Origin of the sequence: Microbacterium trichothecenolyticum, from assembly GCF_030818955.1 — a bacterium.
GTDB classification, from domain to species: Bacteria; Actinomycetota; Actinomycetes; order Actinomycetales; family Microbacteriaceae; genus Microbacterium; species Microbacterium trichothecenolyticum_B.
In genome coordinates, this window is the sequence record NZ_JAUTBF010000001.1 from 1,061,378 (window position 1) to 1,080,431 (window position 19,054).

Annotated in this window: 23 protein-coding genes and 1 pseudogene; 13 read left to right on the plus strand and 11 right to left on the minus strand. The window is 71.0% G+C overall.

Annotation, left to right across the window (positions count from 1 at the left end):
- Window positions 1-43: 43 nt before the first annotated feature.
- Together QE412_RS05080 and QE412_RS05085 are read left to right on the plus strand one after the other, a co-directional pair.
- On the plus strand, window positions 44-1,279 hold the full coding sequence (locus QE412_RS05080; protein ID WP_307480891.1) for an NAD(P)/FAD-dependent oxidoreductase: 1,236 nt from the start codon (window positions 44-46) through the stop codon (window positions 1,277-1,279).
- 13 nt (window positions 1,280-1,292) lie between these two features.
- Window positions 1,293-1,412, plus strand: a pseudogene (locus tag QE412_RS05085) (VOC family protein); the annotation flags it as partial.
- Here the strand turns inward: QE412_RS05085 and QE412_RS05090 are convergent.
- Window positions 1,358-3,154, minus strand: a complete 1,797-nt coding sequence (locus QE412_RS05090; RefSeq protein WP_307480893.1) for a 2-isopropylmalate synthase — start codon at window positions 3,152-3,154, stop codon at window positions 1,358-1,360. The pseudogene QE412_RS05085 and the gene QE412_RS05090 sit on opposite strands and share 55 nt — an antisense overlap.
- A gap of 192 nt (window positions 3,155-3,346) precedes the next feature.
- Between QE412_RS05090 and QE412_RS05095 the strand changes: the two genes are divergently transcribed.
- Window positions 3,347-4,072 carry a FadR/GntR family transcriptional regulator gene (locus tag QE412_RS05095; protein WP_307480895.1) on the plus strand — a complete coding sequence of 242 codons (726 nt, stop codon included), beginning with the start codon at window positions 3,347-3,349 and terminating at the stop codon, window positions 4,070-4,072.
- Here the strand turns inward: QE412_RS05095 and QE412_RS05100 are convergent.
- Genes QE412_RS05100 through QE412_RS05110 form a run of 3 tightly spaced genes read right to left on the minus strand, consistent with a single transcriptional unit; the run spans window position 4,029 to window position 6,271 of the window.
- A complete protein-coding gene (locus QE412_RS05100; protein WP_307480897.1) occupies window positions 4,029-4,529 on the minus strand; it encodes a GNAT family N-acetyltransferase in 501 nt (166 codons plus the stop codon). The genes QE412_RS05095 and QE412_RS05100 overlap by 44 nt on opposite strands.
- On the minus strand, window positions 4,526-5,479 hold the full coding sequence (locus tag QE412_RS05105; RefSeq protein ID WP_307480899.1) for a dipeptidase: 954 nt from the start codon (window positions 5,477-5,479) through the stop codon (window positions 4,526-4,528). The genes QE412_RS05100 and QE412_RS05105 overlap by 4 nt, the downstream gene beginning before the upstream one ends.
- 3 nt (window positions 5,480-5,482) lie before the next feature.
- A complete protein-coding gene (locus tag QE412_RS05110; RefSeq protein WP_307480900.1) occupies window positions 5,483-6,271 on the minus strand; it encodes a sulfurtransferase in 789 nt (262 codons plus the stop codon).
- Window positions 6,272-6,395: 124 nt separating this feature from the next.
- Between QE412_RS05110 and QE412_RS05115 the strand changes: the two genes are divergently transcribed.
- From QE412_RS05115 to QE412_RS05125, 3 genes are read left to right on the plus strand one after another with little or no spacing between them, the layout of a single operon-like run.
- Complete coding sequence (locus QE412_RS05115; protein ID WP_307480902.1) at window positions 6,396-7,157, plus strand: glycosyltransferase family 2 protein; 762 nt, start codon at window positions 6,396-6,398, stop codon at window positions 7,155-7,157.
- A complete protein-coding gene (locus QE412_RS05120; RefSeq protein WP_307480903.1) occupies window positions 7,157-7,990 on the plus strand; it encodes an endonuclease/exonuclease/phosphatase family protein in 834 nt (277 codons plus the stop codon). Before QE412_RS05115 ends, QE412_RS05120 begins: the two co-directional genes overlap by 1 nt.
- The gene (locus tag QE412_RS05125) at window positions 7,987-8,601 is read left to right on the plus strand and encodes a hypothetical protein (RefSeq protein ID WP_307480905.1); all 615 of its coding nucleotides are present in this window, start codon (window positions 7,987-7,989) and stop codon (window positions 8,599-8,601) included. Before QE412_RS05120 ends, QE412_RS05125 begins: the two co-directional genes overlap by 4 nt.
- 184 nt (window positions 8,602-8,785) lie before the next feature.
- Here QE412_RS05125 and QE412_RS05130 read toward each other — a convergent pair whose 3' ends face one another.
- Window positions 8,786-10,333, minus strand: a complete 1,548-nt coding sequence (locus tag QE412_RS05130; RefSeq protein ID WP_307480907.1) for a catalase — start codon at window positions 10,331-10,333, stop codon at window positions 8,786-8,788.
- Between the two features lie 181 nt (window positions 10,334-10,514).
- Here QE412_RS05130 and QE412_RS05135 point away from each other — a divergent pair, with 181 nt between their 5' ends.
- Window positions 10,515-10,730, plus strand: a complete 216-nt coding sequence (locus QE412_RS05135; RefSeq protein ID WP_307480909.1) for a hypervirulence associated TUDOR domain-containing protein — start codon at window positions 10,515-10,517, stop codon at window positions 10,728-10,730.
- A 77-nt stretch (window positions 10,731-10,807) separates the two neighbouring features.
- Here the strand turns inward: QE412_RS05135 and QE412_RS05140 are convergent, their stop codons facing one another.
- Window positions 10,808-12,271 (minus strand): cryptochrome/photolyase family protein, encoded by a 1,464-nt coding sequence (locus tag QE412_RS05140; protein WP_307480911.1) that lies wholly within the window; start codon window positions 12,269-12,271, stop codon window positions 10,808-10,810.
- Window positions 12,268-12,423, minus strand: a complete 156-nt coding sequence (locus QE412_RS05145) for a DUF2256 domain-containing protein (RefSeq protein WP_307480913.1) — start codon at window positions 12,421-12,423, stop codon at window positions 12,268-12,270. Before QE412_RS05145 ends, QE412_RS05140 begins: the two co-directional genes overlap by 4 nt.
- A gap of 133 nt (window positions 12,424-12,556) precedes the next feature.
- On the opposite strand from QE412_RS05145, the gene QE412_RS05150 reads away from it, so the two are divergent.
- Entirely contained in the window at window positions 12,557-12,688 is a 132-nt protein-coding gene (locus QE412_RS05150) for a hypothetical protein (protein WP_307480915.1), read from the plus strand.
- A gap of 230 nt (window positions 12,689-12,918) precedes the next feature.
- Here the strand turns inward: QE412_RS05150 and QE412_RS05155 are convergent, their stop codons facing one another.
- Window positions 12,919-13,212 (minus strand): hypothetical protein, encoded by a 294-nt coding sequence (locus tag QE412_RS05155; RefSeq protein WP_307480917.1) that lies wholly within the window; start codon window positions 13,210-13,212, stop codon window positions 12,919-12,921.
- On the opposite strand from QE412_RS05155, the gene QE412_RS05160 reads away from it, so the two are divergent.
- Window positions 13,199-13,402 (plus strand): cold-shock protein, encoded by a 204-nt coding sequence (locus QE412_RS05160; protein ID WP_013583139.1) that lies wholly within the window; start codon window positions 13,199-13,201, stop codon window positions 13,400-13,402. The genes QE412_RS05155 and QE412_RS05160 overlap by 14 nt on opposite strands.
- A 252-nt stretch (window positions 13,403-13,654) precedes the next feature.
- Complete coding sequence (locus QE412_RS05165; protein WP_373426566.1) at window positions 13,655-14,749, plus strand: fatty acid desaturase family protein; 1,095 nt, start codon at window positions 13,655-13,657, stop codon at window positions 14,747-14,749.
- Window positions 14,750-14,856: 107 nt separating this feature from the next.
- Here the strand turns inward: QE412_RS05165 and QE412_RS05170 are convergent, their stop codons facing one another.
- A complete protein-coding gene (locus tag QE412_RS05170; RefSeq protein ID WP_307480919.1) occupies window positions 14,857-15,360 on the minus strand; it encodes a metallophosphoesterase family protein in 504 nt (167 codons plus the stop codon).
- On the opposite strand from QE412_RS05170, the gene QE412_RS05175 reads away from it, so the two are divergent.
- Window positions 15,325-15,885: a DUF3054 domain-containing protein gene (locus QE412_RS05175; protein WP_307480920.1), complete on the plus strand. Its 561-nt coding sequence runs from the start codon at window positions 15,325-15,327 to the stop codon at window positions 15,883-15,885. The two genes, QE412_RS05170 and QE412_RS05175, sit on opposite strands and share 36 nt — an antisense overlap.
- 63 nt (window positions 15,886-15,948) lie before the next feature.
- Here QE412_RS05175 and QE412_RS05180 read toward each other — a convergent pair whose 3' ends face one another.
- Window positions 15,949-16,461, minus strand: coding sequence for a glycine cleavage system protein R (locus tag QE412_RS05180; protein WP_307480922.1), 513 nt, complete (start codon window positions 16,459-16,461; stop codon window positions 15,949-15,951).
- Between the two features lie 62 nt (window positions 16,462-16,523).
- Here QE412_RS05180 and QE412_RS05185 point away from each other — a divergent pair, with 62 nt between their 5' ends.
- Complete coding sequence (locus QE412_RS05185; RefSeq protein WP_307480924.1) at window positions 16,524-16,802, plus strand: DUF6412 domain-containing protein; 279 nt, start codon at window positions 16,524-16,526, stop codon at window positions 16,800-16,802.
- A 146-nt stretch (window positions 16,803-16,948) separates the two neighbouring features.
- Window positions 16,949-17,680: a YidC/Oxa1 family membrane protein insertase gene (locus QE412_RS05190; protein ID WP_307480926.1), complete on the plus strand. Its 732-nt coding sequence runs from the start codon at window positions 16,949-16,951 to the stop codon at window positions 17,678-17,680.
- On the opposite strand, the gene QE412_RS05195 is transcribed toward QE412_RS05190, so the two are convergent.
- Window positions 17,634-18,893, minus strand: coding sequence for an MFS transporter (locus QE412_RS05195; RefSeq protein WP_307480927.1), 1,260 nt, complete (start codon window positions 18,891-18,893; stop codon window positions 17,634-17,636). The genes QE412_RS05190 and QE412_RS05195 overlap by 47 nt on opposite strands.
- Between the last annotated feature and the right edge of the window lie 161 nt (window positions 18,894-19,054).

The window sequence follows — 19,054 nt, forward strand, 5'->3', positions numbered from 1 at the left end:
CAAGCCCCGGGGAGCGGTGGGTCTCGCTGCCTATGCTCGCGGTATGAGCGAGTACGACGTCGTCGTGGTGGGCGCGGGGCTTGCGGGTCTGCGCGCAGCCACCCGACTGGCCGAAGCCGGCCGTGACGTCGTGGTGCTCGAGGCGGGCGACGCCGTCGGCGGCCGCGAGCGCACCGACATCGTCGACGGTTTCCGTCTGGATCGGGGATTCCACGTCGTGAACCCCGCCTACCCCGCGGTCCGGCGATGGGTCGACGTCGATGCTCTCGCACTGCGCCGCTTCCCGGTCGCGGTAGGCGTGCGGCTCGAGGACCGGCTGGCGCGCGTGGCGCATCCCCTCCGGCATCCCTCCTCGATCGCCGAGACCCTGCGCAGCGGACTCGTGCGGCCGGCCGACCTCATGGCGCTGGCTCGGTGGGCGGCGCCGACGGTGGTCTCCGCCCGCGCGGCGAAGACCGGACCCGACCGGGCGCTCGTGGAGGCGTGGGATCGTGCGGGGCTCCGCGGGCCCCTCCGCGAGAGCGTGCTCGAACCGTTCCTCGCGGGCGTGCTAGCCGATGACCGGCAGGAGACCTCCGACGCTTTCGTCCGCCTGCTCGTCCGCAGCTTCGCGCTCGGGCGTCCTGGTGTGCCGGCCGCGGGGATCGGCGCGCTGCCTGCCCAGCTCGCCGAGACCGCCTGCCGCGCCGGGGCCGGCATCCGGCTCGGGCATCGCGTGGTCTCGACCCGTCCCCGCGCCCACGGGTGGCACGTCGGTATCGAGGATCAGGATGCCGTCACCGCCCGCGCCGTGGTCATCGCGACGGGCCTCGACCCTTCGCTCGACGTGCCGCTCCCCCGGCCGCGAGGCCTGCAGACGTGGTGGTTCGCCACCCCTGCGGCCCCGTCGAGCGACGCCGCGCTGCGCGTTGATGGGCGCCGCCGGGGACCGATCGTCAACACCGCGATCATGACGAACACCGCACCCACCTACGCGCCCCGCAGCCAGCACCTCATCCAGGCCACGTGCGTGATGCCCTCCGCGGCGTCGGAGTCCGGCATCCGTCGCCAGCTCGCCGAGATCTGGGAGGCCGACACCCGCGGCTGGCGCCTGCTGCGGCGCGACGACATCGCCGGGGCCCTGCCCGCGCAGGACCCGCCCCTGCGTCTCCGACGGCGCGTTCGTATGGGCGACGGGCGCTACGTCGCGGGAGACCACCGCGACACGGCGTCGATCCAGGGCGCCCTCGTCTCGGGGCAGCGGGCGGCCGAGGCGGTGCTCGCCGACCTCGCGGGGTGAGCGCACGCCCGACGCCCCGTCGCACGGGTGGCGGCCTCTCCACGCGGACCGCTACCCGCACGCCGGGGGCCCGCAGCACTACGCGGGCTGGCTCGAGAACGCGGCGGGGTTCACGGTGGAGGTCGTTGCCGACGCGTGAGCCGCCGCCCGCAGCACGGCGGTCATCGTGGCGGTGAGCACGGAATGATCACGGGCACCCGCCCAGCGCGTGCGCTCGCCGTCGCGGTACTCCACGAGGGTGAGCGCCTCGCCGCCACTCCCGGCCCCGATGCTCGTCTGGTGGAGCGAGACGACCTCGACAACGAGGCCGTGCTCGCGCAGAGCATCGGTCAGCGCTTCGACGGGTCCGATGCCCGCATGGCTCGTGCGCGCCGCGGCACCGTCCACGCGCAGGACGACGTCGGTCGTCTCACCGACGACCTCGACGCCCGCGAGGTCGATCCCCGCCGGCGCCGGTGCGAGATAGACCGCCGTGAAGATCCGCCACACGTCGTCGGATGTGACCTCGTCCCCCGTAGCGTCCGTATGCATTTGCACGTGACGCGCGAGATCGATCTGCAGACGACGCGGGAGCTCCACACCGAACGCCGTCTCGAGCAGGTACGCGATGCCGCCCTTGCCCGACTGCGAGTTGACGCGGATGACGGCGTCGTACGTGCGACCGAGGTCCGCCGGGTCGATGGGCAGGTACGGCACGCGCCACGCGAGATCGCGTTCATCGACGCCGGCGGCGAGCGCGCGGGCGCGGTGCTCGGCGAAGCCTTTTCTGATGGCATCCTGGTGCGTCCCACTGAACGCCGTGTGCACGAGGTCGCCGACGTAAGGGTGTCGCGCGGGCACCTCGAGCCGCGTGCAGTGCTCGACGACGCGGCGGACCGCGTCGATGTCGGAGAAGTCGATCATCGGATCGATGCCCTGGGCGTGGAGGTTCAGCGCGAGGGTGGCGATGTCGACATTGCCGGTGCGTTCTCCGTTGCCGAAGAGGCATCCCTCGACACGTTGCGCACCGGCGAGCACCGCGAGCTCCGCGCAGGCGACACCGGTCCCCCGATCGTTGTGCGGGTGCACCGACAGGATCACCGCGTGCCTGCGGGCGAGGTTCTTGTGCATGTACTCGATCTGATCCGCATACACGTTGGGGGTGGCGACTTCGACGGTCGCGGGCAGGTTCAGGATGACGGGGCGTTCGGGGGTGGCATCCCAGAGCGTCGTCATCGCGTCGCAGATCTCGAGCACGTAGTCGGGCTCGGTCAGGTTGAACACCTCGGGCGAGAACTCGAAGCGCACGTTCGGCAGGTCTCCGGCGAACTCGAGCACGTCGCGACCGCCCGCCCTGATGAGCTCGAGCAGAGCCGCGCGGTCCTTGCCCAGCACCGTGTCGCGCCACACCGGAGCGGTGGCGGCGTAGAGGTGGACGACGACCGGGGTCGGGATGCCGTGCACCGACGCCACGGTGCGCTCGATCAGGTCGCGGCGTGCCGGGGTGAACACGACCACGGTCACATCCGGCGGGATCGCCCCGGTCGTGGCGAGTTCGCGCACGAAGTCGAAGTCGGTCTGCGAGGCGGAGGGGTAGCCGACCTCGATCTCCTTGTATCCCATCGCGATCATCAGATCGAAGAACAGGCGCTTCCGGGCGGGGTCCATGGGTTCTGCCAGGGCCTGGTTGCCGTCGCGAAGGTCGACCGGCACCCACAGCGGCGCGGCGGTGAGCCGGTGTGCGGGCCAGTCGCGCTCGGTCAGGGGTAGCTCGACGCGCGCATGCACGTCGGCGTAACGGTGCGAGGGCATGGAGGACGCGCGCTGGGGGTTCCACCACGGGGCTCCGGAAGGGCCGACGGGCGTGTGGACGGTGGGAGAAGTCGTGCGGGTCATTTCGGGGTCTCTCTCGATCGTGAGGTGAGGGTGACCGGCGCACGTCGACTCCACGGTGGGGAGCCGGTCCGATCAGGCCCCGCCGTGGCGGCGAAGAAGGAGGCTCCGCGAGTGCATGGATCGACCGTAACACAACTCCTCAGACAAGTAGACATATCCGGCGAGGGCCTCGGCGATGCGAGGATGGCGGACATGACCTCCGTCCGCCGCGAATCCCTCGCCGACCAGGCCGCCGCGGTCCTTTACGCGCGCATCCGCGACGGCGAGTGGACGATCGGCGACCGCCTTCCCAGCGAGACGGCGCTGGCACCGCAACTCGACGTCGGGCGCTCCACGGTGCGAGAAGCCATCCGACAGCTCGCCGGGCGCGGCATCTTGACGACCCGCCAGGGCGCGGGCGTCTTCGTCTCAGCGCTCTCCGACCGCCCGCGCGCCTTCGACCGCGCCGACGTCGCGGCCGTCTTGGAGGCACGCAGCGCCATCGAGATCGAGAGCGCGGCCCTCGCCGCCGAACGCCGCACGGACGCTCAGCTCGCCGGACTCCGTCATCGTCTCGGGCAGCGCGCCGCCCACCGCGACGACGTGACCACCCACGTCGACACCGACATGGCGCTTCACCGCTCGATCGTCGAGGCCGCCGACAGCCCCGTGCTCCTGGAGTTGTTCGACCAGTTCGCTCCCCGCAGCCGCGCGGCGATGCTCGACATGCTGGCGGCGCGTGGCCATCACGGCAGCGAGGCGGACCAGGAAGCGCACGAACGCATCGTCGACGCCATCGACGCCCGCGACGCGGCGAGCGCGGCCGCCCTCACCCGGAGCCACCTCGTCGAGCTGCGCGTCCTGCTCGACGCGAACGCGGCCGGGCCGGCACGCGTCAGCGACCGCGAGCCGCCAGCGCCTCCAGCGCGTCGCCCGTGACGCGGCGCGTGGTCCACTCGTCCATCGCCTCGGCGCCGAGGGCCCGGTAGAAGCCGATCGCGGGCTCGTTCCAGTCGAGCACCGTCCACTCGAGACGGGAGTAGCCCCGGTCGAGGCACTCCGCGGCGAGAGCGGCCAGCAGTGCCACGCCGTAGCCGTTCGCGCGGTACTGCTCGTGCACGTAGAGATCTTCGAGCCAGATCCCGTGGCGCCCGGTCCACGTCGAGTACGTGAGGAACCAGATCGCGATCGCGCGAATCTCGCCCTCGCCCTCCACGACGAAGGCGAACGCGCGCGGGTCATCGCCGAAGAGCGTCGCGGCGATCATCTCGGCCGTGTTCTCGACGGCATCCGGCTCTTTCTCGTAGTCGGCGAGCGCCTGGATGCAGGCGAGGATGCCGGTCTCGTCTCCGGCACGTGCGGGGCGCAGCACGGCGCCGTCTCGAAGGTCGGTCATGTGCGGGGCTCCCAGCTCTCGGCCGCGACGCGGCGGAAGTTACCGCCGAGCACGGCGGCGGTGTCGATGTCGTTCCATCCCCGTGCGGCGAGGGCGGCGCCCAGGCCGACGAAGGTTTCGGGTGGCATCCATTCCATCGACCCCCAGCGGGTGTAACTGGCGTCGTAGAGCTCAGGGGTCGCTGCGACGGTGTCGCGGAAGGTCTCCCAATCGAAGGAGAAATCGGTGCTCACGCCGACGTGGGCGACGCCGACGATCTCGACGGCGTACTCGATATGACGCACCATCGCCTCGAGAGTCGGCGTGTTCGGCCCGAGGAAGATGCCGACACCGGTGATGCCGACCACTCCCCCGGTCTCGGCGACCGCGCGGGCCTGGTCGTCGGTGATGTTACGCGGGTGCTCCCACACGGCGCGCATGTTCGAGTGGCTGAACACAACCGGCCGGGTCGACACGGCGCAGATGTCGAACGTCGTGCGCGCCCCCACGTGCGAGCCGTCGGGCACCATGCCCCGCGCGTTCATCTCGGCGACGAGATCGCGTCCCCACGGGGTGAGCCCGTCGTCGACCGCGTCGAGGCAGCCACCCCCGGCGATGTTGGCGTGATTGTAGGTAGGGCCGAGCGTGCGCACGCCCTGCGCGACGAGGAGGCCCACGGCATCCAGGTCGCCGCCGAGGGGCGCACAATCCTCGAGGTCGAACGCGACGGCAGTCTCGCCGCGCGCCGCGATGCGGTCGATGTCGGCGACGCTGGCGGCCAGCTCGAGTCCGTCGATCGCGGTCACCTGCGCGCGGAAGGAGCGCAGGAGGGATGCCGTCAGCTCGGGCGCGTGCGGGGCGTAGCCGACGTTCAGCGAGACGTATCCGCCGCCCGCGCCGCGGTAACGGTGCAGCTCGGCGATGTCGGCGGTCTCGACGAGTTCGACGCAGGCGTGCTGGTCCCAGAGCACGGCTCAGGCACCCACGGCGGTTGCGGCCCGTGCGACGACCGACGCACCGGAATTGCCGGAGTCGTGCGCCGGGGCGAGCCCCGCGTCCAGTGCCTCGCGCTCGTCGAAGACAAAACAGTCGCCATCCCAGTGCGCGTCGCCCTGGTCGGCGAACCAGCCGAGGATGCCGCCGTCGAGCTGGTACGCGTCGAGGCCCTCGTCCCGCAGGTACAGCGCTGCCTTCTCGCAGCGGATCCCCCCGGTGCAGAAGCTGACGACCGTCTTGCCTTCCAGCTCATCGCGGTGGGAGCTCGCGGCATCCGGGAACTGCGTGAACCGCTCGATGCGCCAGTCCTTCGCGCCGGCGAACGTGCCGTAGTCGACCTCGAAGGCGTTGCGCGTGTCGACGAGCACGACCTCGCGGCCGTCGTCGTCCGCGCCCTGATCGAGCCAGCGGCGCAGGGTGTCGGGGCTGACCGCGGGGGCTCGGCCATCCTGGGGACGCACCTCGGGGCGGTCCATCCGGATGATCTCGCGCTTGACCTTCACCAGCAGCTTGCCGAAGGGCACGGCATCCGACCAGCTGTCCTTCGTCTCCAGCGCGGCGAAGCGGTCGTCGGCGCGCAGGGCGTCGATGAAACCGCGGACGGCGTCGGGATCGCCCGCGAGGAAGAGGTTGATGCCCTCCTCGGCGAGCAGGATCGTGCCGCGCACTCCCGCCGCCGCGGCACGCTCCCACAGCTCGACGCGCAGGGTAGCGGGGTCGTCGATGCGGGTGAAGAGATACGCCGAGACGTTCAGGACCGATGCCATGGCATCCACGATACGAAACCGCGGAGCCGCCTCCGTGTCATCCCGCGCCCCGGGGCGTCAAGCCGCCGCCCGGGGTCGGTGCCATCGCCTAGCGTGGGAGGCCACTCGTCGTCTGGAGCTCGTCGTGTCCGAAGGCCCCCCTCTGCCGGTCGTCGGCGTGTCGGTCGTCATCCCCGTCCTCAACGACGGACCGCACCTGTGGCGCTGTCTTCGTGCCCTGGCGTCGCAGACGCGGCTACCCGACGAGATCGTCGTCGTCGACAACGGCTGCATCGACGACAGCGCCGAGATCGCCCGAGGCGCCGGCGCCCGAGTGGTTCGCTGCGACGAACGGGGCATCCCCGCCGCGGCCGCCACCGGCTACGACGCCGCGCGAGGCGAGCTCGTGCTGCGCCTGGACGCCGACAGCCTGCCCGAACCCACGTGGGTGGGGAGCATGGTCGACGCGCTGAGCGAGCCGGGAGTGGATGCCGTCACCGGCGGCGCGATCTTCCACGATGGCCCCTCCGGTCGGCGCGTGGTCATGGCGCGGGCGTTCCTCGGCACGTATGCGAGCTTCGCCACCCCCGCGCTCGGACACACGCCGCTCTGGGGCTCGAACATGGGCTTTCGCCGGAGCGCGTGGCTCGCCGTCCGTGACGAGGTGCACCTCGACCCCGAGCTGCACGATGACCTCGACCTCGCGTACCACCTGGGTGTGCGTCACCGCATCGCGTTCGTGCCGGGGCATCACATGCGCGTGTCATCGCGCACGGTGGAGCCGCGGCGCTTCGCGCGCTGCTTCCGGCGGGGGGCCGGCACGGTGTTCGCACACTGGCCGGGAGACATCCCGCCCGCGCGGTGGGTGCGTCTGGCACGCGCGCGCCGCGCCGGGGCGGTCCGCTGATGGCCGGCATCCTGTTCCCGAACGTCGAGGCCCCCGATCTGCACGTGATGAGCTTCAACATCCGGCGCCGGTTCGAGCGCGTGACGTGGCCCCCGGCGGACCGCTGGCCGATGCGCAAACAGCGGCTGCGCACCTTCCTCGGCGCGAACCGCCCCCATCTGCTGGGTGCGCAGGAGGCGATGCCCGATCAGGCGCGGTGGGTGCAGGACGCTCTCGGCTCGTCGTACGGGCGGATCGGTGAGGGGCGCGGCAAGGCCCGCGACGGCGAGGGCACGCCCTTGTTCTTCGACCGCGATCGCATCGAGGTCGAGGACTGGGAGCAGGTCATGCTCTCGGACACGCCGGCCGTGCCCGGCTCGACGGGGTGGGGCAACACCATCCCCCGCGTCGCCGTCATCGCACAGTTGCGCGACCGCGCCACCGACGCCCGGTTCACGTTCGTGAACACGCACTTCGACGCCTTCTCCCGCCGCGCCCGGCGGCGCTCGGCGAGGTGGCTGCACGACCTCGCGGCCGCGCGGGAGCGACCGCTGCTCTTCACCGCAGACATCAATGCGCACGTGCGCTCCACCGAGCTGTCGGGCATGTTCGCCGACGGGCTCCTCGTCGACACGTGGTCGTACGCCCCCGTGCGCCACAGCGCGGAATGGGGCACGTTCAACAACTACCGCCGCCCGAAGCTCGGGGCGCGCCGCATCGACGCGATTCTCGCGAGCCCCGACGTCGGCGTCCGCGCCGTCGGCATCGACCCGCGCCCCACGGGAACGCAGTGGCCGAGCGACCATCTGCCGGTGCAGGCCGTCGTGCGGATACCGACCGGAGCCGGGTCGTGACCGGCCCCGGCACGGCCCGCTCGCTGATCCGTGCCCTCTACGCCAACCTCCAGCGCCCGCCCCGCAGCGTCACGGACTGGCTCGCGGATGCCGTGCGCGCCGTGGCGATCGTGCTCGTCATCGTCTCGCTGTTCGCACTGCCGTTCACGGACTTCGCGGTGCTGTCGATGTCGCTGCCGGCGGTCATGCTGTCGCGGATGATCGGCCTGCGCTCCGGTCTTGATCTGATCACCTGCGTGACCGTCTTCGTCGCCGCGGGCAGCAACGTGCTCGAGCTGTACCGCGCCTGGACGGGCTGGGACCTCGTCGTGCACTTCGCCTGCACGGGCGTGCTGGCTGCCGTCGCCCTCGTGCTGCTCGAAGATGCGGGTGTGGTGCCCCCAACGGGACGCCGTCGCACGCCCATCGTCGTCGCCACGATCACGGGCCTTGCCCTCAGCGCGTTCTGGGAGATGGTCGAGTGGTTCGGCTACCGCTTCATCACGGATGCCATCTTCGTGACCTACGACGACACGATCGGCGACATGATGGTCGGCGGCGCGGGAGCGCTCGTCGCGGGTGTACTGGCATCGCGGTTCCGGTTGACGCGGGAGGACCGGGCCCCGCTGTGACCGATGCGTGGTGCGCCGCGCGATTCTGATCGACGCGGGAGTAGTGCGCGGCGCTGTGACCCGACGAGTGCCCCGCCGCGGGCACGCCGTGACCCCACGCGCGAAGGACCCGCACACCACGCTCCGGCGCCAGCAGGAAGCGGCGATACCCCGCGAGGAATGCCGCCGCTTCACCCGGCGTAGATCAGATCTTGCCCGCGACGTCCGTGCCGACGAGGTCGCCGTCGGGGTTCGGCTCGCTGAGCTGCTCACCCGGGGCGGTCGCTCCCTCGAGCGGAGGAAGAGCGGCTTCGACGCGGGAGCCGATCTCGGCATCCACGTTCTTCCAGTACTGCACCGCGCGGTCGCGGACGTCCTTGCGGGTCACCCCGCCGACGTGCCCGGTGATGGTCTCGACGAGACGGTCGCGCTCCTCGGCCGACATGACGTCGCGCACGAGGGAGCCGGCCTGGCCCCAGTCGTCATCCTCGGGGTGCAGGGTGGCCGCCGAGCGGACGAGCTCGCCGTCGCTCTGCCAGCCGCCGTCGCCAGCGCGGCGCGGGTCGGCCGCGGGACCGCCGACGGAGTTCGGCGCGTAGACCGGCACCTCGGGCGGGTTGTACTCGTAGCGCATCGCGCCTTCCTTCGAGTACGAGTGCACCTCGGTGTGGGGACGGTTCACCGGCAGCTGCTGGTAGTTCGTGCCCACGCGGTAGCGGTGCGCGTCGGCATAGCTGAAGATGCGCGCCTGCAGCATCTTGTCGGGGCTGCCGTCGATGCCGGGCACGAAGTTCGACGGCTCGAAAGCCGCCTGCTCGATCTCGGCGAAGTAGTTGCCCGGGTTGCGGTTCAGCTCCATCGTGCCCACCTCGATCTCGGGGTAGTCGCTGTGCGGCCACACCTTGGTCAGATCGAACGGGTTGAAGCGGTAGGTCTTCGCATCCTCGTAGGGCATGATCTGCACCTTGAGCGTCCAGGTGGGGAAGTCGCCGCGCTCGATCGCCGCGTACAGGTCGCGGATATGGAAGTCGGCATCCTGTCCCGCGATCTGGTCGGCCTCGTCTTGCGTGAGCGTCTTGTGGCCGAGGTCGGTGTGGAAGTGGTACTTGACCCAGAAGCGCTCGCCCTCGGCGTTGATCCACTGGTACGTGTGTGAGCCGTAGCCGTTCATGTGACGCCACGATGCCGGGATGCCGCGGTCGCCCATGAGCCAGGTGACCTGGTGCGCGCTCTCGGGAGACAGCGTCCAGAAGTCCCACTGCATCGTGTTGTCGCGCAGGTGGCTGCCGGGCAGACGCTTCTGCGAGCGGATGAAGTCCGGGAACTTGATGCCGTCCTTCACGAAGAAGACCGGGGTGTTGTTGCCGACGAGGTCGTAATTGCCCTCGGTCGTATAGAACTTCAGCGAGAAGCCACGGGGGTCGCGCCACGTGTCGGGGCTCCCCTGCTCGCCGGCCACCGACGAGAAGCGCGCGAGCATCTCGGTCTCGACGCCCGGCTGGAACAGCGCCGCCCGCGTGTACGCGGAAACGTCGCCGGTGGTGCGGAACGTGCCGAACGCCCCGCCGCCCTTGGCGTGCACGACACGCTCGGGGACGCGCTCGCGGTTGAACTGCGCGAGCTTCTCGATGAGGTAGTGGTCGGTGAGAGCGATCGAGCCGTCGGCTCCGACGCTCTGCGAGTGCTCGTCGCTCGCGACCGGGGCACCGTTGTTGGCGGTGGTGGGGCTGTTGGCGGTGGTCGGCTCGGTCATGGCTCTCCTCACGTCGTGGGCCGGGAAACGAAGGCCCGCCTACGACGGTACGCAGGGGGTCCGACATCACGGAGGCATTGCGGTTCGCGCGCGAACCACGTAGGGGTGGGCGCCTGTCAATCCCCCGATCGGCGCCGGGCGGCCTCGACAGCATGGCGGCATCGAACGGAAGGAACACACCATGTCGAAGGATCTGTCCAAGGGCGACCGCGTCAGCTGGGACACCCCGCAGGGAAAGACGCAGGGCGAGGTCGTGGAGAAGAAGACGAAGGACTTTCAGCACGACGGCCAGAAGTTCACGGCCTCCGATGACGACCCGGCTTACATCGTGAAGTCCGAGAAGTCGGGCTCGAAGGCCGCGCACAAGGGCTCAGCGCTGAACAAGCTGAAGAGCTGAACGCCGGGCCGAACTCCTGAGTTTCGGGCGCCCCGCGCCCCATTGCGTGCGCCGAGCGGCGGCGCACGGCCCGTTTCTCAGGAGTTCGGCCCGCCGCCGTCAGCGTCCCGCGCGTCGCGCCGCTTGCGCATCTGCGCCAGCGCCAGCCCCAGCCGGTGATTGCCGGCCAGCACGTCCTCGTGCCGCTCCAGGAACGCCCAGTACGCGTCGGTGAACACCGAGTCCTTGGCATCCTGCGCCGAGGGCCACCACGAGCCCATCTTCTGCAGGTAGGCCCCGCCCGACACGTAGGGCTTCGTGGCGACGAAGCCGCCGTCGGCGAACTGGCTCATCCCCATGACGTTGGGCACCATGACCCAGTCGTACGCGTCGACGAAGAGCGCGAGGAACCACGCGTTGACCTGCCGCGGTGCGTACCCCTGCAGCAGGAACCAGTTGCCCAGCACCATGAGCCGCTCGATGTGGTGCGCATAGCCCCAGCGGTGCACGCGCTCGAGCACCGTGCGCACCGGGATCGGCAGGTCGCTCGGCATCCGCTGACCCGAGTACCAGTACTTCTCGACCCGCTTCTCCAGGTGCAACGCGTTGACGTGCTCGAGCTTCGGGTGCGCCCGGTACATGCCGCGCATGTACTCCCGCCAGCCGATCACCTGCCGGATGAACCCCTCGACGGATGCCAGCGGCGCATCGGTGCGGGTGGCTGCGGCGACCACTTCCTCGACGGTGAGCAGCCCGATGTTCAGCATCGGCGAGATGATCGCGTGGAAGAGGAAGGGCTCGTCGGCCTTCATCGCGTCTTCGTAGCGGCCGAAGTCGTGCAGGCGCTCGGCCACGAAGACGTCGAGCCAGTCGCGGGAGTCCTCGGGCGTCACCGGGAGCCAGAACTCCTCGGCTTTGCCCGGGTGGTCGGGGAACAACTCGTCCACCTCGGCGATGACCCCGCGGGTGATGTCGTCGTGCTCCAGCTGCGGCAGGGCCTGGATCTCCACGCCTTTCTTCGGCAGCGGCTTGCGGTTGTCGGCGTCGAAGTTCCACCGGCGGCCCGCGGGCTTGCCCCCGTCCATGAGGATGCCGGTGCGCCGGCGCTGCCAGTGGTAGAAGTCCTCCATGAGCGGCGTCGGGTGCTCCGCGAACCAGCCGTCGACCTCTTCTTCGGGGGTGAGGAACAGCCCGTCCGAGAGCACGTCGGTGTCGACGTCGTGCGCGGCGCAGATCGCGGCGATGCGTTCGTCGACGGGTCGGTTGGGATCGCTCATCCACTGCAGCTCGGTGACGCGGTGCTTCTTCAGCAGGCGCTCGAGGCCCGCTCTGAAGGTGAGGTCGTCGCCGAGTTCGATCCGCCGGACCGTCTTGCCGTCGGCCTCGAGCCGCGCGGCGGTGTGCCGCATGGCGGAGGTCAGCAGCACGATCTTGTGCCGGTGGTACGGGAGCTTGCGCCACCGCGGCGCCGACTCGATGAAGAAGAACTCCTCGACCTCCTCGTCGGCGAAGGAGGGGTGCTCAGCGAACTGCTGCGTCGCGAGGATCAGCGCGGCCTTCATGCGTGCCTCCTCGCCGCGGCGGCCTTCGACCGGCACCCGCGCGAGCAGTACAGCACCTGGTCCCATTGATCGCGGCCGTTCCACCGCTTGCGGTCGGTGAACGGCCGTCCGCAGAACGCGCAGGGCTTGGAGAGCACCTCGGGTCTCGACATGCCGTCATCGTCGCAAAGCGGGCATCGCCGCCTCGGGGGGTTGCGTCGCTCGCCGCCGCACCCCCCTTGTCATAGGATCGCGAACCGTGCAATCCCCGCGCGCGAACACGCGCCGCCGTGGTCGGGTCGCCCCATGGAATCGACACCGGATCGCACCAAAGACACCGCCGATCAGCCGGACGAGCTCGAAACGGCCGACATCCCCGAGATCCCCGCCACGACCGACGACGACGGCACACCGGTCGACAACCCCTCCGGCGGGTGAGCAGGCGTCGCGAAATCTCCCGGGCGGTGCAGGAGCATCCGTGCTAGCGTGGAGGTATTCGTTCTGGGACTTGCTTCATCGACGCCCGCCTCATCGCTGAGATGCCGGGCGCACGGCGCCGAGCCGTTTCCGATGGCGTTCCCACCCTCACTCATCGCGTGCGTCGCTCGATGGCTCCGGTCCTCGCGCCGCACTCGCGGAAAGTTCTCTTGTCTTCGTTTCCCCCCTCGTCACTTTCGTGGCGCCAGGCCGATCTCGACGTGTACGTCGCGACGGCCGGATCCGACTATGCCGGTTTCGTCGGCGCGGCCACCTCGGGCTTCGAGGCCCAAGGTCCGCTCGGTGAAGATCTCGGCATCCATGCGTCCGTCGATGCGGCTCGCGCCGCCGTCGACGGGCATCGCGTCCGCAGCACCGATACGGTGCCGCGGCGTCCCCGTCCGCTCCGCACGCGCCGGAGCGGCGCCCACGGCCGCATCTGCGGCCCAACATGAATAAAGGAAGAACACGATGGCCACTGGCACCGTGAAATGGTTCAACTCCGAAAAGGGCTACGGCTTCATCGCTCCCGATGACGGCTCCGCCGACCTGTTCGCGCACTTCAGCGCGATCCAGGGCAACGGCTTCAAGGAGCTGACGGAAGCACAGAAGGTCGAATTCGACGCCGAGCAGGGCCCCAAGGGCATGCAGGCGGCGAACATCCGCCCCCTCTGAGCTCCGCTTACACCGAAAGCCGGGAGCGTCGCCACGCGCGACGAGCCCGGCTTTCGTCGTGTTCGGACGGCTCGCCACATGGCGACCTCCGCATGTCAGGAGCCTGTCCATTCCCCGTGAGGCTCCTCCACATGTGGGCGTATTCCGCAGGCCCCATACGCGGGACCGTAGTGTGGGCCACAGCCGGGGCAGTCGCCTCGTCTCGCGGCCTCAGGCCACCCCAACTCGAGGAGCCAGTTCATCGCCTCCACCATCGTCGAGTCCCGCCTCGGCCCCGTTCGTCAGACCTATTCCGGCACCACCGAATTCCCCCCGATCGCCAAGGCCTACACCGAGCTGTCGCAGGTCGTCCGCGAGAGTGGCCTGCTCGTGCGCACCCGCGTCTTCTACGCCTTCGTCGGCACGGCGCTCGCCCTCGGCTTCGCGGGCTGCATCACCGGTTTCGTCATGCTGGGCGACAGCTGGTTCCAGCTGCTGATCGCCGCGGCCCTCGGCATCCTGTTCACCCAGGTGGCCTTCCTCGCGCACGAAGCGAACCACCGTCAGATCTTCTCGTCCGGTCCGGCGAACGACCGGCTGGCCCTGTGGATCGGCAACGGCATCGTCGGCATGAGCCAGTCGTGGTGGGCGTCGAAGCACACGCGCCACCACGCCAACCCCAACCGCGTCGGCAAAGACCCCGACATCGAGATCGACACCATCTCGTTCCTCGACGAGGACGCCGTCAAAGCCCGCGGCATCCAGCGCTGGATCACCCAGCGGCAGGGCTGGCTGTTCTTCCCCCTGCTCACGCTCGAGGGCCTGAACCTGCACGTCCTCGCGATCCGCCACCTGCTCTCTCGCGGTGAGGTCAAGGGACGCTGGACCGAGCTCGGGCTCATCGCGGTGCGTTTCGCCGTCTTCGTGGCGCCGGTCTTCATCTTCCTGCCTCTCGGCATGGCGTTCGCCTTCCTCGGCGTGCAGCTCGCGGTGTTCGGCGTCTACATGGGGGCTTCGTTCGCCCCGAACCACAAGGGCATGGCCGTCATCGCACCCGGCGCGAAGCTCGACTTCTTCAGCAAGCAGGTGCGCACCTCGCGCAACATCTCCGGCGGCTGGTGGGCCACCTGGCTCATGGGCGGCCTGAATTACCAGATCGAGCACCACCTGTTCCCGAACATGCCGCGGCCGCACCTGAGCCGTGCGCGGGAGATCGTGATCGAGCACTGCACGACGCTGAACGTGCCCTACGTCGAGACCACGTTGCTGCAGTCCTACGGCATCGTCATCGCCTACTTGAACCGCGTGGGACTCGCCGCGCGCGACCCCTTCGAGTGCCCGCTCACGTCGGCGGCCCGACGGGTCTGACCCGCCTCACACGCACGCGCCGAGGGCGCCGCGCCGGTTCTCCGGTGTCGGCGCCCTCGGTGCGTTCCGGGGCGACGGCGTTCCGCGCCGGGTGAGCCGCGGGCGGCTCAGTCGCGCACGACCTCGTGCACCACGACGTCGCGGATGGCCCCCTGCGCGAGGCTGAGCGTCATCATCGTGCAGCGCGGCTGCCGGCGCCGGTCCGTGGGCGAGCCGGGGTTGAGCAGGCGCAGTCCCGCCGGCGTCGTGGTGTCCCACGGGATGTGGCTGTGGCCGAACACGAGCAGGTCGGTGTCGGGGAACGCGGCATCCATTCTCTTCTCCCGCCCCGTGGCCGCGCCGGTATCGTGGACGACGGCGACACGGACGCCCTCGATCTCGGTCCGCGCGATCTCGGGCAGACGCGCGCGCAGGTCGGGCCCGTCGTTGTTGCCCCACACCCCGAGCACCGGGCCGAGGGCGGCGAGCTCGTCGAGCACGGATGCCGTGACCCAGTCGCCCGCGTGCACGATGAGGTCGACCTCGGTTGCCGCTCGCCGCACGGCCTCGGGCAGGGTCCGCGCCCGCTTCGGCACATGCGTGTCGGCCACGAGGAGCAGTCGGGATGCCATGCCCCCACGCTATCGAGGCCGGCGCGCGCCCGCGCCGCGCAGGGGCAGCAGCTGCGCAGGGGCATCGGCGACGTCGGAGCGGACCGCCCGGTCGACCCCGCCCCCGCGACCGACCCCGCCCCCGCGACCGGCGACAATGGAGAGGTGCCGGCATCCCGATTCCCCGTCGTCCCCCTGCTCGTCGACGCCGCGCTCGTCGTGGTCTTCGCCGCCGTCGGCCGCGCGACGCACGACGGCGACGTGTTCGGTCCCTTTGGCTCGGGCTTGGCGACGACCGCGTGGCCGTTCCTCGTAGCCCTGATCGTCGGCTGGCTCGTCGCACGGGCCTGGCGCCGTCCGCTCGCCCCGCTGCGCACGGGCGTGCCCGTGTGGCTGGTCACCGTCGCGCTCGGGATGGTGTTGCGCGCGATCAGCGGCCAGGGCGTCGCCGTGGCGTTCGTCATCGTCGCGACGCTGACCCTCGGGCTGTTCCTCGTCGGGTGGCGCGGCATCGTCCGGCTCGTGAGCCGGGTACGGCGCAGCTGACCACGAACGGTCGCGCTCGGCGCGCCCCGCGCGGCTCGCATGACGCTCGGCCGCGCGTCGTCCTCAGTCGGCCAGCGAGACGTCGACCTGGATCTCCGCCGCGAGCCGCTCCAGCTCCTCGATCAGGTCGTCCGTCTCGACCCCGCCGACGAGCGTCACGGTGATCGCGGCCTCGAAGAGACGTCCGCCCGCCATCGCGGCATCCGTGGTCTGCGTCGACATCCGCTCGATGCTCACCCCGCGCGAGCTCAGCGCCGCGGAGATCTCGCGCACGATGCCGGGGCGATCGTTGCCGATGACCTCGAGCGTCACGCTGTGCGGGGCGGATGCCGTGCCCTCGGGCGCTCCGGTGTGCACGGTGACGGTCAGGGTTCCGGCCAGCGCCTCCAGCGCGCCGCGCAACGCGTCGGCGTGATCGGCGGCGACCGAGACCTCGACGATGCCGGCGAACGCACCGGCCAGCTCGGCGAGCTCGCTGTTCTCCCAGTTGCCGCCATGGGCGTCGACGATGTCGGCGACCGCGGACACGAGTCCGGCACGATCGTCGCCGACGACGGTGAGCACGAGGGTGGTCATGGCCCCAGCGTAGCCATCCGCCCCCTGCTAGCGTGGGAGGCATTCGCGAAGGGGGTGGACGCGTGATCGCATCGTTGATCGGCATGCTCAACCTTCTGCTGGCCTTCGCCGAGGTGTCGCTCACCCCCGGTGACGGCGCTCCCCTGCTGGCCCTCGTTCTGGCCGCGGCCGTCGTCGTGACCGTGGTCGTCGTCATGGTGGTGCTCCCGGCCCTCGTAGCCGCCGCGCCGCCGCCGTCGCCGCGGCCGATCGATCCGTCCGCTCCGCTCGCGCAGAGCGACCCCGATGCCGCCGGGCACCCCCGCCCGCGCGCACCGGGGCGCAGCGTCCGCACCGCGTAATCCCACGCCCTCCCCGTCGATCGACGCCGGGAGGCGGCATCCGGGATCCGCGGTGCCGGTCGCCCGCGCGCCGACGGACAAACCCCTCTCCTCGCCGCGCCCCGCGACCGATCGACCCGTGATCGCCGCACAGAACGGACGCCCTCGTGGACCTCTTCGCCTTTCCCCCTCTCGCCTCGTTGCTCGACCTGACCACGCGAGCCCTGCTCGCCCTCACCTCTGCCCTCGAACCGCTCGCCGGCTCCGCCGCGGCGGCCCTCGCCGTCGTGGCCGTGACCCTCGCGGTGCGGCTCCTGCTGATCCCCGTGGGGGTGTCACAGGCGCGCGCCGAGCAGACCCGCGCCCGTCTCGCCCCGCGCCTGCGCGTGCTGCGCGAGCGGTTCGGGAAGAATCCCGAGCGGCTGCAGCGCGAGACGATGCAGCTGTACCGCGACGAGGGGGCGTCTCCGCTGGCGGGCTGCCTGCCGATGCTCGCGCAGATGCCCGTCGTCGGACTGCTCTACGCCGTCTTCCTGCACCCGACGGTGGGCGGGCAGGCGAACGCCCTGCTCTCGCACGAGCTGTTCGGCGTGCCCCTGGGCCGCAGTCTCGTCGGGGCGCTGTCGACCGGAACGGTGGATGCCGCCACCCTCGCGGTCGTCGGAGCGCTCGTGCTCGTCATGGTCGGTGTCGCCGAGCTCACCCGCCGCCGACTGCGCCCGGCCGTGGACCCCGCGGCGCCGGCGTGGATGGCGGGCATGGCGGGCGCGCTCCAATTCACCACGGCTGTCGTGGCGCTGTTCGTCCCGCTCGCAGCCGCGCTCTATCTGAGCGTCACGACGGTGTGGACGCTCATCCAGCGGATCGTGCTCCGGCGCCGATACCCGCTGCCGGAGTGACGGGGTCCCACCCGCGGGCCGTGGCGTTGACCGCCGCCATGGCCAGCACCAGCAGGGCCGCGGCGACGGGGAAAGCCATCGCGGTCGACAGCGACACGCTCTCGGCCACGGCTCCGGTGACCGACGACGACACCGCCTGCGCGAGGGTCAGCGCCGAGGCGAGGATCGTCATGGTCGTCGCGGTGCGCCCCCGGGGTGCCCGGGCACCGGCGAGGCTGAAGAGCGTGACCAGCGACGGCCCCACGCCGACGCCCATCAGGCACAGCACCGCGGTGACCGTCACGACCGATCCGCCGACGGTGTACGCGCCGGCCGAAGCCGTGAGGACGATCGCGAAGACGACCAGGCGCCACCGCAGGGCGAAGCGGGCGGGCAGCGCCGCGACGCCGAGGGCCAGGACGGCGGAACCGACGCCCATGACGCCGTAGAGCAGGGCACCGGCCTCGGGTGCTCCCTGCGCCTCCATGAACGCCGTCAGCGAGGTCAGGGTGGAGCCGAAGAAGAGGCCGATGCCGGACACCGCGGCCACGAGCACGAGGATCCGCGGATGCCGCAGCTCGCGCAGCGGCGCCATCGCCTGGCGCTCCGCCCGCTCGGGGACGGCGCGTCCGGTCGGGTGCAGCGCGAAGGCGGTGACGAAGACGAGGCTCAGGACCGCGGCTCCCGCGATCGGCGCCCACGGGGCGATCAGCGCCGCGAGCACGCCGACGACGAACGGACCGATGACGAACGCGGTCTCGTCGGCGGCGGACTCGTACGCCATCGCCCGTGAGAAGGTGCGCTCGCGCCGCGCGGCGTGCACGCGTTCGCCGATGAGCACCATCACGCGGCTGCGCGACATGGCGGAGGTCTGCGGACCGGTGAGGCCGATCGCGGCGGCCGCCGCGAGCAGCACCCCCTCGGCGGCGGCGCTCGCCACCACGAGTGGGAACACCGCGAGCAGGATGCCGTTGGCCACGCCCGCCGGCACCAGCACGCGCCGCTGCCCGTAACGGTCGGCGAGGTCGCCGAGCACGGGACCCGCGACGACGACGCCCAGACCGACCGCCGCCGAGGTGAGTCCGCCGAGCGCGACGGACCCGCGCATCGCGACGACCAGGGAGAGCACGCCCACGGTCATCATCGCGAACGGCAGCCGGGCGACGAACGCGACGGGGAAGTACCAGAACCCGGTGTGATGGATCAGCGACGGACGGACGGTGGGCGTGCTCATACGACGGACTCCGGGGGGGGCGGTGGATCGTGCCGCCTTGCCGGATGCGGTAGGTGGTGCACTGCGTGCGCGGGCGAACCCGCTCCGCCAGGGTATCGCGGCGGGCCGAGGGCGGCACGGGGCCGCAGGCTCGCGCCGTCGGTCGATCTGGGGACCCCGGC